Source organism: Bradyrhizobium sp. Ken64 (assembly GCF_055807555.1).
The window spans coordinates 1-16,352 of record NZ_JBVVPA010000031.1 but is presented as its reverse complement, the minus strand read 5'-3'; the positions used below and the strand labels follow the sequence as shown (position 1 = coordinate 16,352).

Genomic DNA, 16,352 nt, shown 5'->3' with positions numbered 1-16,352 from the left:
TTCGGAGGTGGCGGCACTTGACGGCAACACGAGCGTCTCGACCGATACCGCATAGTTGGGCCGCTGTTGCGTCCGACCGTTGCCATTGTCGGGAGCATGGCCGACCCCCACGTTGGGACGGCGTGCGCAGCTTGTGGCCGCGTCGCGACCGGTTGTCATCGACTACTCTGCCTATCTGACAAGATACGCGGCGAGCATTAGACTTGAGCCTTCGGGCAATGTGCGCTTGGCGCTTGATGATCCGAACATCGACGCTTTGGATCAGGTTAGGACAGTCTGGTGCGACGGCCGCTGGCATTTGCGCACCGCGAGACGGAAGACCACGAGCGTCGACGGCATCTCGACATTCCAATGCGAATTCTTCTGGACAGGCTTCCTGGCGCTCTTACCGCCGAACACAGTCTGGTACAACGACTGGCGCGCCGACGATGCGGCCGACCGCAATCTGTTGCAGCTGCGCGTCGCAACCGAGCTGGGGTTCGCCATTCTCGACACGCTGGTCTCCTCCTCGGCCGAGGAGGTCGCCGCCTTCGCGCCACTGCACGGCAAGTTGCCTTCAAGAGCTTCGGCGGCTCGCGCCGATACTGGCGTCCGACTGCCATCTACTCCTCGAATGCGATCGCGGCGCTATGGAAAGACGGCAGCTATGCTGGCAGGTACGCAGACCCTGGTCACCATCAACGATGACAATTTCTCGCTGCAGGGCAAAGGGTTTCACGAGTTGCTCCGTCGAATGGGCGATGAAGGGTATGAGGCGATCTCGTTCACGGAGATGCGGATGGAGATGCCCGCAAGCCGCGACACATCGCAGGTGGTCATGCGACCGATACGCCGAGGCGTACCATGTCCACGCGACTAAGTTTTGGCGTGTTCGGGCGACGCGCATGCCGCCGCGTGTCGAAAAACGCCGCGCTAGGAACACCATTGCCGCCGCGGAACCAAATACTGGCCTCGAGTGCAGCAGCCGAGCTCGCGCAGACACCCAGCCTGATCGGGGCCAGGTTGTCCGCACCACTTCCCTGTTCCCATCCGAATTTGCAGGAAGCCGTCGCCTTCGTGGACGGCGTACCGCTTCATGCGGTCCTCGCATTGATGTCGACATTGTCCACCGCGGCCGAACTGACCGCAATCTGGCGAACCGCATTTTTGCTGGAGAAGGCCCTAGCCGTTCTGGGTTGGCTTTGGCGGAAGGGTATCATCACGACCGGACTGGAAGCTCCGGCGACCGCCCGCAGAAGGAGCTGAAACAGTCTGCGGATCAGCCGGCGCAGCTGCCTCCGAACGGCTGTTTGCTTGTCCCTATGTTACCGGCCGTCCTCGCGGAGCCGGAAACGTCCTCAGACCAGCCATTTCATTCAATGGTCGCATCTGGGGTCTTCGTCGCTGGCTGCGTGGAATGGATTGACTACATCAGAAAGGCGCATGTAGTATCAATGGCAACGTGAGGTCGCTCACGTCTTTTTATGAGTTCGAACGACTTTTTGAATCGATTGAATTTGGTCCGCGCTTTCGAGCGCGGCGTCATGTGCGCACCGTTGTTTGGGTAGTCACGCGATGCAACGCTTAAATCAGTGGGAAGCGCGGCTTGCGATCCGGTTTGGCCAGGCTGCATGGGTGACCGGGGTCGCCCTGGGTTTCCTGCTTCAGGCGGCAATCGCAGCAGAGCTCGTTCAGCCACCAATCTGCTCTGAAGCAACGGCAGGACAGCCTGATCTCGCCGGCATCTGCTCCATTACGCCGCTCGTCAATGGCCAAAACGAGGTGCAGATCACTCTGAAGGCAGCCAGCGCCGAGATCGCCATGGGCGGCTACAAGGTCACCTCCGGAAACTACAATCACAACTATCTTACGCCCATCGTTGAAGCGATGCCGGGCGATACCGTTTCGGCGCACCTGATCAACGCGCTGACCTCCAGCGCCAACGGCAGCATGCACGACCACAATGACGGTTCGACGAATCTTCATTATTTTCATGGCGGAATCGTATCACCGAACAACGCGCGACCCGCGCCCGCGGAGCTTGGCACGGGCGACAACGTCTATGTCCATCTCAAGCCGGGCCTGAGTTTCGATTACAAGGTGCCGATCCCGGGAAAGACGCCGATCCCCGGCAATGACATGATCGACGCACGCGTTCTCGAAAGCACGGGACTCATCCCGCACCCTCTTGGGCTGAATTGGTATCACTCGCATCTGCACGGGATCTCGTCAGATCAGGTGATGGGCGGAATGTCGGGTCTGCTTTCGGTCGGCGAAGCAACGGCCAACGTGAAGGCCGGCTGTCTGCCGGATCCGAACGACAAGGAGAAATGCTCCAACGACCTCGCGAAGGACACAAGCGACCTGAAACGTATCACCATGGTGCGCTATGCGCTGCTCCGCGACATGCCGGTAATGAACATCGCCAAGCTCCCCGGCGAGGCGAACGGCGATGCTGCGACGTGGGATCCGGATCCGGCCGCGCGGGATTTTACTCCGGGCAAGTCGTGCGGGGTGTGGAATCCGGACGGTTCCGGACCGGACCTCGATCCGAAGCTGCGAACCGGCTTCTGTCAGCGCGAGCAGACGAAGGCACTGCTTTTTACGGTGAACGGGCAGCGATACCCGACGATCACTGTGGAGGGCGGCAAGAATCTCCTCCTCCGGCTGGGCAATCTCAGCGCCAACATCCCGTACTGGCTGGAGCTGCGGAACGAGGACGCGGCGGACAAGAAGCCTCTGCGGATGACGATCCTCAGCCTCGATGGAGTAGTACCGGCGATACCGATTGCACCCGGGCAGGCACAGAAACCAGTGCAGGCCGTCGACTATGACGATGTGCTGATGATGCCGGCCACGCGCGCGGAGATCTACGTGCGCAACGACGACAAGCGTCCGACCCGGCAGGTCTATATTCTGAAGACCAAGCGACACAGGGTCGAAGCGGGAACGGACGAATGGCCGGAGATCCAGCTGGCCCGTATCGTGCTGGAGCCTAATGCCACTGCGAGCAACGTGCGGATCGCATTGAATGCTGCCGTCGCCACCCCCGGTCCGCCCCAAATTGCGAGCCCGGCCCTGGCGATTGAGACTGCAGAGCTACCCGCGGGATGCATTCGCGATCTGGCCCCGGCGTTTCGTGAGTATCGCCGGGTCATGTTTCTGGATGGCGTCACGACAAGCCACGGGCAAACGACCGATTGGAGCGTTTTCACCCAGATAGTGCGCCCGACGGGACCAGACCCGCAGGACGAACCGATGCACAACCCACCAGCGGACGAAGATCCCGACAAGACGACGGTCGGGCTTAACGGAGGGGGCATCCCGTTCGAGGAATATGTCGGGAGCGATGGGCTCGTCGATTGGACGAACAAGAAGCATGTGTGCGTCTTCATCGACAAGAAAGCTCACGAGGGTAGCCACAAACAGCTTTGGGTTCTGTCCAATCAAACAAGCACTCTGCATAATTTCCACATTCATCAGATGAAATTTCGCCTGGCGACAGCCGATGAACTCTACAGCTATTTCATAAAGCCTCCCGATTCGGCGCGCACCTGCGGCCAGGGCGCATGCCCGGCGGATGTGCCAAACTATGATCTCTATGACGATCAAAAAAATAGCGACCTGGATCCCGGCGCGACGCGACGCTGGCACGATACAATTCCTCTGCCTCCGGGGGGGTCGGTGTTCGTGGTGATGAGCTTCGATACAAGCCAGCAGCTCGGACGCTTCGTTTTCCATTGCCATATCCTCAAGCATGAGGACAAAGGGTTGATGGCTCCTATCGAGGTTTGGGGTCCCGGGCTGGCAGCGCAATAGCGTCAAAACGCCGAGTGAGGAGGAGACCAATGAGGACGTTGTCAATGCCGTTTCCGATGGCGAGCATCATTGTCGGTGCAACTCTGGCATTTGCGGGTGCTGCATCTGCGGCGGACACCCATGTGATCGGTGTCCAGGGGCTCGCCTGGACCTACAAGGACAAGAAATCGACGGCTTCCATACCTCTCGCCGTCGATGATCTGAAGGTCGGTGACATCATCGAGGTTCAGATCCCCAGCGGCCCCGTCCATCACGGATTTGTCACCATCAAGCGAACCGATGGCGGGCCTCCGGCCGAGGACAAGAGTCCCGTGCTTGCCTGCGACGACACGACGGGGAAACCCAACGCCGCGCTCCGCGAACTCGATTGCAACGGGACCACCAGCAAGTTCGGCGTCGGGTTCACTGGAAGCCTCCGGCTGGAAGTCACGGACAAGTTCAAGGATCCGGTCGACTTCTTTTGTGTGGTCCACAAGGGCCTCATGCCGGGAGTGCTCAAGCTCGAGCCGTGAGATCGGCAGCGCTCGCACGCGCCCCTTGTCGCTCGCGCCGAAGCACTTCGCATGCTCGTGCGGAGCGACGGGAGATTGATTGGAGGATCGATGGAAAGTCCATCGCGGCTGCGATCTGCCCGATGGGCTCACTAATTGAGCTGCCATCGACGTTCTCGCATTTCGTGCGTCGTCGCGGCGAACGCGCGCGACGATATCGATGGCCCGGATGTCGAGTTACTTAAGGAGTGGAAAGTCTCATGGCCAAGGCAAAGACGAAGAACTCGGTTACAAAGAAGAAGTCAGTTACGAAAGCGAAATCGGGCAAGTCCAAGAAATCACCCACCAAGAGATCAACCAAGAGGGCGATCAAATTTCGTCCGATGAACGTTGTTACCACCCCGGGTTCGCCGGCTGAAACGTATTACCGGGGCATGGCCGCGCCGATGGCTGCCGTTGTGGCGGCTACCGCGTCGACATTCGCGCCAACTCCCACGCACAATCTGATCAATCACGGTGGAAATATCATCCAGGACCTCGTCTATACCAATTTCTATATCGGTGGCGCATCGTCATGGGCGGCAAGCGACATCAAGAATATCGACGATGCTTTGGCAGCCGCGATGGCGGACACCAACTTGAACAACGTCATGATGCAGTACTTCAAGAACAAGCCGATCACCACAACGTTCCAGCCCTCGCACATACTGCCTGGCGCAAGGCCATCCCAGTTCTCGCAAGGCGACGTCGAACAGCTGGTCAACAGCCTTTTCCAGCAGGGCGCGCTGCAGGGTTTCGATTTCGGCTCGACCGTCTTCAATTTCCTGCTGCCGAGCGAAACGATCTTGACGACCGACGAGGATCCGACGGCTGCAATCAGCCCGGTCGGCAATGCCGCCGCCGCTGTTATTCCCGTCGAGGATGGAGCCAGCTCGCTGCGAGGGTTGGGCGGCTATCATGGCTCAATCCATCCGACCAGCAAGGTCACGATCTACTACGCTATCGGCGTCTTCTCCGAAACGCGACCGAGCGGATCCGATAACGGGATCGTCGCGTTCGATCAGCCATGGAAAAACATCGTTGCGACGTTTTATCACGAACTGAACGAGGCGCGGACCGACCCCGACGTGGAGGATGCCATTCGGGCCGGCAGCAGCCCCAATGCGGTCCAGTTTCTCGGATGGACGTCCGCACAGGGTGAAGAGTGCGGCGACTTCCCAATAACCGAAGCTGGTGCGAATCTGAGCCGCGTGATGAAGGAGGTGAATCTCACCAATGGCACTCGTACGGTGCCCATTCAATTTCAATATTCGAATGCCGTAGCAGGACCAGAAGGTCCAATTCAAGCCCCCCATGTTTAGGGCCAGAAGGCATGGTCACCCAGCGAAATGACCATGCGACGTTTCTCGACGCGCTTGGGCGTGTCGAAACCTGAAAAATAGCAGTCTTGTAAGGGCGATTTCCGGCGGCATTTGGTTAGCTACCCCCTATCCGCCGTCGAAAATAATTCGCTTTTCGACGCCGACGGCGCAGTGCACCAAGCGTAGTGTGTCCCGCTTCTACTTGCGACTGCCACGATTTCGTTCGGCTTTCGCGCTGGGATGCGGGCTCGGTCTAGCGGCTGACCTCTCGAAAGGCAGCCACCGTGCATCGGCAGCGATTTCGATCTCTTGGCCGCGCAACGAATCGCAATGTGGCGAAAGCGAGATCCGCAATTGTTCGCGCTGCAGCATCGCAAGCGGTTCTGCGACATTCCGCGCGTGGCAATCAGCAAAAAATTGTTGCGCAACCCGAGGCATCAGCAGATAGTCAATGCTATATTAGATTGCGACAAGAATACTTCATGAAATTGGGGGACGCTGATGGTTGGAAGGGCAAGCACCAAAGGCGTCGGAAGGGAGGCTCACCATGAGTCTCGGCCAAGATCCGCTTAATCCTACACGCTCCCATCCTCTATCGTATGCCGCGGCCGGACTCGATCGTCCCTCCGACTCCGCGGGTTCATCTCCATCCAGCCTTCGCGCCAGAGTGGTCGGTATAGATCCCAATGGGCGACCCATGACAGACGGCGAACGCGCGTCCCTGGGCGACCCCTTCTTCGAGCTGGTACTGGCGCGCGGGCGCTTCCCAGGGACGACTGCCGAACTCCTCGCCATCCTGAACGAGTCGAATGGCGCCCCCGAAGGCCTGCCCGAGCAAATGGTCTTCGTCGTCGCGGAAGCCGGCCAGATTCCATTCAACGAAGCGAACTCTCGGCTGCCAAGGAGCGTCCGCTACGTGGTCACCCGCGGCCGTTCCGCCAATGGACCAACAGTTCTGGTCAGCACGCGACCGCCCGCGACCGATCCGACCGCTTTTCTGCAGGTCGCTGGCTGGGACAGCCGCAACAAGGTGTTTCATTTCTACGAGCGCGCAGGAGACGCATGGTTGTGGGAAGGCTCCTCCTGGCACGCGTTCGATGATGCAGCGCGGGGCAAAGGGCCATTCGATAGCCACGTGAATGGCACGCTGGTCATGAAAGAACTGCGCTTGCCCTGGCTGCACTGGAACAGCACAGCGCAGGAGATCCCGCTTGAGTCCTTTCCGCCAGATCACCCGGTGAGGACCGATCCGCTTTTCGCTGCCCGCCAGAGCGCGGACATCTTGGAGCGGCGGGTGGTACGACCGGCCGTTCAACGCTGGACCCGCGCGCGCCTTGATCGCCTGCTCGGCGCGCCAGGCGGTATCGCGGCGCCCAGGGAGCTGTTGCGCCACCTGCTCGCGGCCACATCCGTCAACATCGTCTCAAGCGAGGAGCGAAGCCGCGGGAGCAAGCCTGAGTTCGGACTGCCGGCCACTTTCTTCTTCGACGTCGAGAGCATCGTCAACCAGCTCGCGCTCGATATCACCGGACTCGGCCAGGCGTTTCAGGTGCGACGACCGGACTACGAAAGCGCCGTCGCCGCACTCGGGCTCGTGCTGAAGCGCTCGGATGCGGGCTTCCAGCAGGCCGGCGATGCCTTCTTTGCCTGGCCGGTTTCGGAGCGGGCATTCGAGGACTGCGTGGTCGTGGGCGAGCTCACGCGACGAGGCATCCTTTCTCCCGGCTTTGCTCTTGGGCTCCTGATGGTGGACGCCTGGAATCCGACTGACTCGGCCGCGCGTGAAAGTCTGCTGCAGTACGTCCCGGCGGGGACAACGCCAGCAGGCCAGATCGAGGCCGAAACGCGCAGGAACATCAACATCGCCGCGGCCGGCCTGCCTCCGGAGGCACCGGAACGCATCGCAGCCGACTACCTGACGCTCGACGAGGCAGCGATGCGCACAAGGGCCGCCGCGGAGCTTGACGCGTTCGTTGCCAAAGTGCGCGCGCGTCTCGCGACGTCGCAAGGCGTTCTCGATTTCATGCGTGTCGCCGATTGGCGCAGGCGCGCTTTCCGCAAGCGCAAGATAGCTGAATTCGGCCTGACGCTACCGTTCAGCAACATCGACGAGAACGCGCCGCCTCTGGCAGTAACCAGGGATGCCGAGGTGGTCGAACGATGAGATTTCCGGTCCTGTCGCGCAGTCATCAGGGAGGTGAATATGGCGTTGCAACGATTTGACCCACCGGGTTTTCTGGACGATTTCGGACCGGCCCAACGCGATGCCTGGCATCAGTTCATTTCCGACGCGCTGAACTCCGCTCAAGAGGGTAGCGGCGATCCGTTCGATTCGCCCCGGGCGCAATTCTTCAATGCCGCCAAGGTCGAGGCGGGACCCAACCCGGCGTTTGAGGATGTGAAATGGACAGCGTTTCCCCGCATTGTGCAGATCAGCAGCGGCTCGGACATGGAGCGGTGGCGCTCTGCCGATGCCTCACGCGACGTTCAGGACGAGTACTGTGAGTGGAGCGTGACCCGGCAATCCGGCACGAACAAGATCACGCGGATCACGTTTACCTGCGAAGGGCCGGAGTACTGGCGCTTTCTCGCCGCAACCGACCCGACCCAAACGCTCGCACTCTACAAGCAACATGTCGACGCCTCGGCAACGCAGGCAGACCTCTTCACCCCATCGGGCGCCTACATCCTGCGCAATCGCTTCAACAATTCAACCTCCAACGGGGCCATGCACCTCGTGCAGAGGAACAACACACTGGGCGCCGAGATCGAGATCGCGGGCGCGGCAACGGTTACGCGGCTGCGCGCCGATGGTTCGCCAATGGTCGATACCCTGGAATTGATCCGGTGTGGCCGATACGGCGCCGAACAGCGACACAGCGACCCGTTCATCGGCGCGCGCGTGAACTTTCATGCGCGTAGCAAGGCAGAGGTCACTGTCGCGAACCCTGTCGGCATCTATTTCGGCGGCCTGGACATGCAGGAATGGGAAACCCCCGACGGCAGCGATCCTGCCGCTTTCTGGAAGTATACGCGCGGAACTCCAGAACGTCCGGTCCGAGCCGTCATCGAAGTGCCGAGCGACCGCAATTACGTGCTGGGCGATGTACTAATCGACGGAAGAGCGATCCAGTTCGGTGGCCAGATCGCAGACCGGATTCAAATGACGATCCGGGCGCTCGCAACGCGCATCGGCCAGAGTACGGCGCAGCCGGTTCGCGGCTGCGTCGGCGACGGAGCGGGTGCCGCGGGCGGTCCTGGCGGGCCGCTTTCGGTGAGCGCGGTGCTTTCGGCCGGCCACACGCGCGGACGGCTCTAGGGGCAAGCCGTGCCGCTCCGTATTGACAAGGTCAGTTGGATCCACGGCTCCGCCGATTGCGCGGCGAACACCGATCCGCCGCTGCAAGTGGTGTCGGTCGATGACGACACCCATGTGCTCCGGCAGAGCAAGTGCTTCAGTTTCGAAGCACCGTTCATGTACCTGCTGATGGGCAGCGAGAAGGCCGTGCTGTTCGATACGGGGGCCAGTCCCGACGACGGCGACCCACGGAAAATCCTGCCGATCCGCGAGGCTGTCGATACGCTGCTGTCACGGCGTGCCGAAGAAGGTCGCGCCATCGGCGAGCTTATTATAGCGCACACACATGGCCACGGCGATCATGTCTTCTGGGACAGGCAGTTTGCCGGGCGGCCCCAGACAAGGGTTATCGGCCGCGGCGTAGGCGCGGTTCAGCACGCGTTCAATCTCCCCGCTTGGCCGGAAGGGCAAGCCACGTTCGATCTCGGCAGCCGTGCGCTGGTCGTGTTGCCCCTTCCGGGCCACGTTTCCGATCACATCGCCGTCTATGACCCTCGCATGCAGGCTCTGCTGACCGGGGACACGCTCTACCCTGGCCTGCTGACTGTTGCCGACTGGGCGGCTTATCGACGCAGCGCGGCGCGCCTTGCGGCGTTCGCATCCGAGCACCCGGTTTCAGTCGTGCTCGGAAATCATATTGAGATGACAAGGACGCCCGGCGAGCTTTATCCGCTCGGGACGACGTTTCAGCCCGACGAGCATCCGCTGCCGCTCAGTGCCGAAATATTCGCCGAGTGGCATCAGGCCTGTGAAGCGATTGGCACTTTAGCGCAACGTATAACGCGGGATCATTTCATCATCGAGCGCGCTGACCAAAGTTGAGGGAACATCGCGCGGTAGCCATGCGCAACACCAAGCGTGGCTGCTGTAGAAGAGAAGGGAGGGCGCCTTGAACACAAAACCACGTGCGCGACGGCCAAGAAAGTCAGCGGCGGATGCGCCGAGCTCCAGCGGCAGGGCGGCGCCGAAATATGATCCGGTGGGGTCCTCGCCCTACGAACAGCCAACCATCAGGAGGCCGCGCCGGGCACGAATGGCGGCAGCGGCCTTGGCTCCAGCGGGGACGGGCTCGGCGGCCAATGTCGGCGTGCGCGGCGTCGAGATCGTGCAGGTAATCCAGGCGCTCGACAACCGTGTGCGGCTCATTGCCGGCAAACCCACAATCGTGCGCGTCTATCTCGACCCCGCCACGGTCGCTGCCTCGACGCTGGTGACTGGCGAGATTACGTGGCGACGCGCCAACGGCGGCGCTTTCTATCTCGCGGCGATGAACCGCGTGAAGCTGGATCCGGCGAGCACGCCCGATCTCATGGGACAACGCTTCGATGTCGCCGAAAGCCTGAATTTTGTTCTTCCGACCGACGCGCTCGGCGCCGGATCGATCGAACTTCGTCTCGACCACCTCAATGTGCCGGGAGGAGAGAAGCTGCCACTCGCGGCGCAACCGGCGATGACGGCCAATTTCGTCGCAGCGCCGGTGTTGCGCATCCGGGCGATCGGGCTTCGCTATAGCAGCACGAACGCCCCGACGGCGACGATCACACCTGGCGCAATCCATTTCGATTACCTTCGGTCCTATCTGACGCGGGCCTACCCGGTTGCCGCGCTCGAATGGTCACAGATTGTCATCGATGGCGACCGCCTCAGGCCGCCATTCGGGGGCAATCAGTCGATCCTGGTCAACGCCCAGCTATCGGCCCTGCGCATGCGAGAGATTTCATCCGGAATGGATCCACGGACCCATTATTATGGCCTGGTGGACAATGAGGCGGGCAAAAGCTTTATGCGCGGCAGCGCCCTTTACGATGAGGCGACCACCATTTTCGGGGCGGTGGCATGCGGCCCCTGCGGCGTGCCTAACGGCTGGACCGGCGACAGCGACGCGAGTTTCGCGGACTGGTACGGCGCGCACGAACTTGGCCACACGTTCCAGCGCCGGCACCCGGGCTTCCCGACCTTTGATCCTGTTCAGGGGACGGGCCAGCCCCGAGACAACCTCGAAACGACCTTTCCCTATGCCGGTGGCTTGATTAGCTCACCAGCGCAGGAGTTCGCGGGTTTCGATTTCGGCGACCCCGCCCTCGGCCTGCAGATGCGGGCGCTGCCGGGGAACATCCATCACGATGTGATGACCTATGCCGACAGCCAGTGGCTCTCGGCGTATACTTATGAGGCCATTCACGATCGCCTGGTCCATGAGGATACGGCGCTCGCTCCGCCGAGCGCGTGATACCGGCTCACGATCAGGAGGCGAATGATGTCATACGAGAACAAAGTTATTCACATCGTCGGATCGGTCGACATCGGATCAGGTACGGGCGAATTCCTTTATGTCAATCCGGCCACCGCGGCCGCAAGCCAATCAGCAACGGAAGGCGCGGCTCCACCCGCCAACCAGCCGCCGCAAGGCACCGGGTTCGAACTCGTCGTGGAAGCGGCGGATGGGAAGGAGCTGAGCCGCGTGCGGCCAACTATTCTCCTTCCCAGCGACGACCATGCATCGAAGACCGGGCTGATCGACCAGAACGTATCGTATGCGGAGGGCATGGCCCGTCTCGTGCTGCTGCACGATGGCAAGATCGTGAACACGTTCGAGGCAGGCTCTCCGGACCCCACCGTGGCAGCCCGGTCTCAAGGATTGGAAATGGGCGCGGGGCCGCCTGGACATCCCGAAAAGCGATCGATGTCCATGGCCGCCCCCGATGAGCCGGGCGTCAGTTACACGATCCAGGTGCGGCCTGCCGGCGAGAAAACATGGCAAACGATCGCCGTTGGCCAGAAGAGCCCGAAGGTCGTGCTTGACCGCAACCAGTTTCCTGCCGCGGAGCGTGCCACCGTTCGTGTGCTGCGCTCGACCGGCTTTAACGACAGCATCATCGCTGAAGACGAGATGGACCTTCGATTCAAGGAATAGGCGGCAGCATACTGGGGACGACATGTCGGGCGTGAGTGCATCCGAGATTGCCTGGATAGGCGTCTATCCGCCGATCGGCATTGCTCGCCTGGGCAACGCGCAGGGGCAGGACGACTACACGCTGGCGCCCGAGGTGATCGGCGGAACGCCCGATGCGCGCGGCGGGTTTCAGACTGCGGCCGGCGAGATCAAACGCCAAGGGGTGCGCTTCCACGTCTATGCGCGGCTGAAGTCAGGCGAGACCATCGAACTCGTCCAGGGCCCGGACGTGAAGATCTCCTGGCGCGTTGAAGTCGCCAATCTCAAAGCCGGCTGGTACCAATTCAACCAGGCCATGGACCTGCCGGCGCAGTTCGTGGTTCCAGCGGCGCGGCGCAACGTGGACTATGCTCGGCGGCGTGAGCTCGACATTCGCCCGGCAGCGCGGCAGATCGGCGGTCTGAACCTGTCCGGGCCCGAATTCCGTTTCGACGATGGGCAGATTCTCAATTTCTTCGTCACGCTTGGCGAGCTACGAACCGACGACGCCGGGCGGCTCATTTTCCTTGGCGGTTTTGGCAAGTCGGCGCCATTCTACACCAGTATGCGCCCCGTCACCTTCGCCAACAACGATCGTTGGTATGACGACACATGCGACGGGCCGGTGCGCGCGCGCGTAACCGTGGGCACCACGGAATTCGAAGCTGATCCCGGTTATGTGATCGTCACGCCGCCCAATTTCGCGCCCGGCCTTAACGGTCTCGTGACGATGGACGACACCGTCCGGGAGGCGTTCATGGCAGCCGGCTGGCTCGCCCGACCGATGAGGACAAGTTTCTCGCACAACGTTTGGCCGATCTTCGACCGATTAACCGCGCTGCAGTGGATCAATCACGGATTCCTTGTCGCGCACGGCGTGGGGTCGCCGCTCGATGCGCGGGCCGTCTCGGTGATCTCACGCCTGGCCGACGCCAGTCCCGGGAACGCGCCCTGGCGCCAACAGGTCTTTGCCTTGTTCCGCCCGGTATCTCCCGGTCCCGGCTCGCAACGGCAGATACCCTACATATACGGGGACCTCTTTGGTGAGGCCCGCGACGTCGATCTGACCTTTCTGTCGGTCACGCCTACGATGTTCGCACACCTCGATCGGTGGGCCGCGGGCACGTTTGTGTCCGATTGGCAGGGACCACCGTCGCTACCGGACTTCGCGGCCCTCTCCGCCGATGCGCAAGTATCTCAGCTGATGCGCGTGGGCCTGACCGAGTGCCTCGGCGGCCCGTTCCACCCAGGCATCGAGCTTACATGGCCGATGCGGCGGCCTGAGCTGTGGGCGCTGCATCACGCGGCCCAACGCGACGATCGCCTGCTGTACAGATTAAACCTTGTCCCTGAGGGCGAAGCCGTGCGCCAGGATTTCGGTTCACAACTGACGCGGGACACATGCCTCGGACCCGCAGGCCCGATCACAGCTGCGGGCCCCGGTGCGCTCACGCGCTGGCTCGGCCTGCCCTGGCAGACCGACGAAGCATCGTGCAACTCCAGCGCCGATTACTCCCCTAGCACATATTTGTCGTTCCCGAGCTTCTGGGGCGCGCGCGTGCCCGACCAAGTGCTGAGCTCTGCCGCTTTCGAGCGAGCGAGCGCTAACCTCACCGATCCGTTTGATGACCCAAAGCTGCAGCGTCTCAAGCACGCGTTGCTGCGGGAGGACTGGCTGCGCGACGTGCGCGGCCGCACCTATTACGAGCGCATTGACAAGATGGTTCAGCTCTGGGCAACGCTCGGGATTGTCGAACCACGCCAAACGCCGCAGGCGCTGCGCGAGGTTGGCTTCCCGGAAACAGTCCACGTGGAGACTGGCCGCGATCGCGCGAATGCCGGCTCCGACGAAAAAATTGCCTTGATTACCCGGATCGAGTCGCTGCGGGAGCGGACACCGGAGCCGACTCCGTTCCAAGCGGGCCTCGACGCGCCGCCCGAAGCGACCACGCCGCCGCGCCATCAGTTCCGTCAGGGCGAGGTGTGAACGGCCTGGAGGACGATCGCGTCTGGGACGTTCTCGTGGTCGGCGGGGGCCCTGCGGGAGCGGTCGCCGCCGCGGCTCTCGCGGAGCGGGGTCTGCTCGTCGCACTCCTGGAGAAAGACCTGCAGCCTAAGGGCAAGCCCGGTGAGGTACTGACGCCGAACGCCATTCCTATTCTGTCTCATCTCGGTCTCCTCAACGTTATCGAAGCGAATGGCAATCTGGCATGTCCCCTCGCATGCATCGATCGCGCATGGTCGACGGCTCGGCCGGACCGCGAGCATTTTCTCCGTCACCCGGGTGGACGCGCTTGGGTGATCGACCGCGTCGCCCTCGAGCAATTGCTCGTGCGCCGAGCCATGAGGGCCGGCGTCCGTGTCTTTCCCGGCCATCACGTTCGCGGTCTAAGCCGCTGCAATAGATATTGGTCTGTGCAGAGCCGTTCGAGGAATGGTCTGGCCTCCCTGCGGGCGGCGTTCGTGGTCGATGCAAGCGGGCCTACGTCGACATTAGCTCGCCGGCTCGGCGCGAAACGAAAGTGTCTCTTTCGCCTGCTCGCCGTTCATATCCAGTCCGCGCCCGACACAGAAAGGCAGAGCGAACCGGCGTCACTGACCGTCGAAGCCACTGCGGTCGGATGGTGGTACGCGGTATGCGGCCCGGGGCAGACGCTTACGTGCGCCCTGTTCACCGGTGATCCCGCCCTCGCCCGAAGCGACGCCGCGCGGTCAGCCCTTCTCGCTGCGATCGACGACACAAACTCACTTCCTCGTTGGACCAAGGAACTGATTTGTAGCGGCGATGTGCAGAGCGTCGACGCCTCGCCGTCGTTCCTCGATCATCCGACCGGTGAGGGTTGGCTGGCAATCGGCGACGCCGCCGCAAGCTTTGATCCGATCGCCTCTCAAGGCCTTGCGAACGCCATGGCATCGGCCGTGGACGGTGCAGAGGCAATCGGCCGTCAACTCCTCGGCGATTGCGTCGCCATGGAGGCCTTCGCCGTACGAACTGCTGAAACATGGCACCATTCTGTGCGGCAGCTTTTTTCGATTTACCAAGCAGCCGCACACCGCTGGGCAACACCTTTTTGGCAAGCGCACCTTCCGCTCGCGGCAAGGACGCGGCTGAGAATGTGACGTCGCTCGAAATCGCTCGCCCGCTGCATCCACCGACTTATTGCTCGGCAGCCTGAGTGGGACAGATCTATTGCGAGTTGGACCCACGCCATGGGCTCAGATGTGCCAACAGGTTGAATGTGCCGGCAAGCTCAACAAGCAAGCAATCGGGCGTCCTTACTAGGTGCGGATCGTTCGCCGATTCGCATGCCCTCCCTTGACCTCGCGACATTACGCTAGGTCGAGCGCCGCGTTCGCGCGAAGCTGGTGAACGGCCGATGACGACTGAAATTATTTCGAAAGCAGAATTCGGCCGACGGATCGACGTCACCCGGCAGCGCGTGTCGCAGTGGTCAAGGAGGGCCTGCCCGCCCGGAAGGACGGCAAGATTGATTTCGCCAAGGCAAAGCGATGGGTCGGCCAGCATCTTGACCAACATCGGCGCGAAGCCCGGAAGCTGAGCTGCTGCCGGTTTGATGGACACCGGGTTAAACTAATCCCACCTTGCGCTCGAACTCAACAGGGCTGAGGTATCCGATCGTCGAGTGACGTCGGGTCGCGTTGTAGAACCGCTCGATGTAATCGAACACATCTGCTCTGGCCTAGTTCCTGGTGCGATAAGTTTTGCGCTCGGTGCGTTCGGTTTTCAGCGACGAGAAGAAGCTCTCCATGGCCGCATTGTCCCAGACGTTGCCGGACCGACTCGTGCTGCAGACGATGCCGCTATCAGCCATCAGGCGCTGGAACTGCTCGCTGACGTACTGGGCGGATTCAAACGGTCGTCGCAACACTCGCACATTGGAGGTTGCGATGAGTATTGGAGGACGGAGATCGGCACGATCTGGACGAGCGCCAATGCCATCGCCGGGGCGGCCGCAAGTTGCGGGGCGTGATGAACAGAGCAGATTTTGGCGGGGGATTGCCGCGGGGCTAAGCAGTGAAGAAGCTGCGCTTGAAGCCGGGAGTATCGCAGCCTGTCGGATACAGATTGTTCCGAAAGGCGGGCGGCATGCCACCAGCAATGTTCAGATCCTCGGCAAAGCCGCTCTCCGGGCGGTACCTGTCGTTTGCCGAGCGCGAGGAGATCGCACTTCTCAAGGTGCAGGGCCACTCTATGCACGAAATCGGGCGCCGCCTCGCTCGGTCCGCCTCGACTGGGGGCCGGTTCCGGATCCTCAACATCGTCGATGACGTGACCCGGGAATGCCTGGCGGCGATCCCCGATACTTCGATCCGGGGACGGCGGGTGGCGCGCGAGCTGACGGCGTTGATTGGTCGCCGCGGCAAGCCTGGCATGATCGTCTCGGACAACG

Annotated in this window: 12 protein-coding genes and 3 pseudogenes; 14 read left to right on the top strand and 1 reads right to left on the bottom strand. The window is 61.8% G+C overall.

Annotated features, from left to right (window positions below):
- Nucleotides 1-112 precede the first annotated feature (112 nt).
- The 12 genes from AC0L2F_RS32010 (at nucleotide 113) to AC0L2F_RS31955 (ending at nucleotide 15,060) form a co-directional block, all read left to right on the top strand.
- Nucleotides 113-859: a hypothetical protein gene (locus AC0L2F_RS32010; protein WP_473251115.1), complete on the top strand. Its 747-nt coding sequence runs from the start codon at nucleotides 113-115 to the stop codon at nucleotides 857-859.
- Complete coding sequence (locus AC0L2F_RS32005; protein WP_473251114.1) at nucleotides 844-1,245, top strand: hypothetical protein; 402 nt, start codon at nucleotides 844-846, stop codon at nucleotides 1,243-1,245. The genes AC0L2F_RS32010 and AC0L2F_RS32005 overlap by 16 nt, the downstream gene beginning before the upstream one ends.
- A 309-nt stretch (nucleotides 1,246-1,554) precedes the next feature.
- Nucleotides 1,555-3,798 (top strand): multicopper oxidase domain-containing protein, encoded by a 2,244-nt coding sequence (locus AC0L2F_RS32000; RefSeq protein ID WP_473251113.1) that lies wholly within the window; start codon nucleotides 1,555-1,557, stop codon nucleotides 3,796-3,798.
- 29 nt (nucleotides 3,799-3,827) lie between these two features.
- Nucleotides 3,828-4,310 carry a hypothetical protein gene (locus AC0L2F_RS31995; RefSeq protein ID WP_473251112.1) on the top strand — a complete coding sequence of 161 codons (483 nt, stop codon included), beginning with the start codon at nucleotides 3,828-3,830 and terminating at the stop codon, nucleotides 4,308-4,310.
- Between the two features lie 239 nt (nucleotides 4,311-4,549).
- Nucleotides 4,550-5,650 (top strand): hypothetical protein, encoded by a 1,101-nt coding sequence (locus AC0L2F_RS31990; RefSeq protein WP_473251111.1) that lies wholly within the window; start codon nucleotides 4,550-4,552, stop codon nucleotides 5,648-5,650.
- 697 nt (nucleotides 5,651-6,347) lie between these two features.
- The gene (locus tag AC0L2F_RS31985; RefSeq protein ID WP_231188938.1) at nucleotides 6,348-7,814 is read left to right on the top strand and encodes a hypothetical protein; all 1,467 of its coding nucleotides are present in this window, start codon (nucleotides 6,348-6,350) and stop codon (nucleotides 7,812-7,814) included.
- Between the two features lie 39 nt (nucleotides 7,815-7,853).
- Nucleotides 7,854-8,969, top strand: coding sequence for a hypothetical protein (locus AC0L2F_RS31980; RefSeq protein ID WP_473251110.1), 1,116 nt, complete (start codon nucleotides 7,854-7,856; stop codon nucleotides 8,967-8,969).
- A gap of 9 nt (nucleotides 8,970-8,978) precedes the next feature.
- Nucleotides 8,979-9,830 (top strand): MBL fold metallo-hydrolase, encoded by an 852-nt coding sequence (locus tag AC0L2F_RS31975; protein WP_473251109.1) that lies wholly within the window; start codon nucleotides 8,979-8,981, stop codon nucleotides 9,828-9,830.
- A gap of 211 nt (nucleotides 9,831-10,041) precedes the next feature.
- Entirely contained in the window at nucleotides 10,042-11,238 is a 1,197-nt protein-coding gene (locus AC0L2F_RS31970; RefSeq protein WP_231188945.1) for a hypothetical protein, read from the top strand.
- Between the two features lie 24 nt (nucleotides 11,239-11,262).
- Nucleotides 11,263-11,922 carry a hypothetical protein gene (locus tag AC0L2F_RS31965; protein WP_473251108.1) on the top strand — a complete coding sequence of 220 codons (660 nt, stop codon included), beginning with the start codon at nucleotides 11,263-11,265 and terminating at the stop codon, nucleotides 11,920-11,922.
- 22 nt (nucleotides 11,923-11,944) lie between these two features.
- Entirely contained in the window at nucleotides 11,945-13,927 is a 1,983-nt protein-coding gene (locus AC0L2F_RS31960) for a LodA/GoxA family CTQ-dependent oxidase (RefSeq protein WP_473251106.1), read from the top strand.
- Nucleotides 13,924-15,060: an NAD(P)/FAD-dependent oxidoreductase gene (locus AC0L2F_RS31955; protein ID WP_473251104.1), complete on the top strand. Its 1,137-nt coding sequence runs from the start codon at nucleotides 13,924-13,926 to the stop codon at nucleotides 15,058-15,060. The genes AC0L2F_RS31960 and AC0L2F_RS31955 overlap by 4 nt, the downstream gene beginning before the upstream one ends.
- A 467-nt stretch (nucleotides 15,061-15,527) precedes the next feature.
- Here AC0L2F_RS31955 and AC0L2F_RS31950 read toward each other — a convergent pair.
- A pseudogene (locus tag AC0L2F_RS31950) lies at nucleotides 15,528-15,803 on the bottom strand (IS3 family transposase); the annotation flags it as partial.
- 245 nt (nucleotides 15,804-16,048) lie between these two features.
- On the opposite strand from AC0L2F_RS31950, the pseudogene AC0L2F_RS31945 reads away from it, so the two are divergent.
- Together AC0L2F_RS31945 and AC0L2F_RS31940 are read left to right on the top strand one after the other, a co-directional pair.
- Nucleotides 16,049-16,144: pseudogene (locus tag AC0L2F_RS31945) on the top strand (hypothetical protein); the annotation flags it as partial.
- A 51-nt stretch (nucleotides 16,145-16,195) separates the two neighbouring features.
- Nucleotides 16,196-16,352, top strand: a pseudogene (locus AC0L2F_RS31940) (IS3 family transposase); the annotation flags it as partial.

Bases quoted from the DNA above. Each gene is read 5' to 3' on its own strand.
- AC0L2F_RS32005 (WP_473251114.1), top strand. From the start codon at position 844: ATGTCCACGCGACTAAGTTTTGGCGTGTTCGGGCGACGCGCATGCCGC.
- AC0L2F_RS32000 (WP_473251113.1), top strand. From the start codon at position 1,555: ATGCAACGCTTAAATCAGTGGGAAGCGCGGCTTGCGATCCGGTTTGGC.
- AC0L2F_RS31995 (WP_473251112.1), top strand. From the start codon at position 3,828: ATGAGGACGTTGTCAATGCCGTTTCCGATGGCGAGCATCATTGTCGGT.
- AC0L2F_RS31990 (WP_473251111.1), top strand. From the start codon at position 4,550: ATGGCCAAGGCAAAGACGAAGAACTCGGTTACAAAGAAGAAGTCAGTT.
- AC0L2F_RS31985 (WP_231188938.1), top strand. From the start codon at position 6,348: ATGACAGACGGCGAACGCGCGTCCCTGGGCGACCCCTTCTTCGAGCTG.
- AC0L2F_RS31980 (WP_473251110.1), top strand. From the start codon at position 7,854: ATGGCGTTGCAACGATTTGACCCACCGGGTTTTCTGGACGATTTCGGA.
- AC0L2F_RS31970 (WP_231188945.1), top strand. From the start codon at position 10,042: ATGGCGGCAGCGGCCTTGGCTCCAGCGGGGACGGGCTCGGCGGCCAAT.
- AC0L2F_RS31965 (WP_473251108.1), top strand. From the start codon at position 11,263: ATGATGTCATACGAGAACAAAGTTATTCACATCGTCGGATCGGTCGAC.
- AC0L2F_RS31960 (WP_473251106.1), top strand. From the start codon at position 11,945: ATGTCGGGCGTGAGTGCATCCGAGATTGCCTGGATAGGCGTCTATCCG.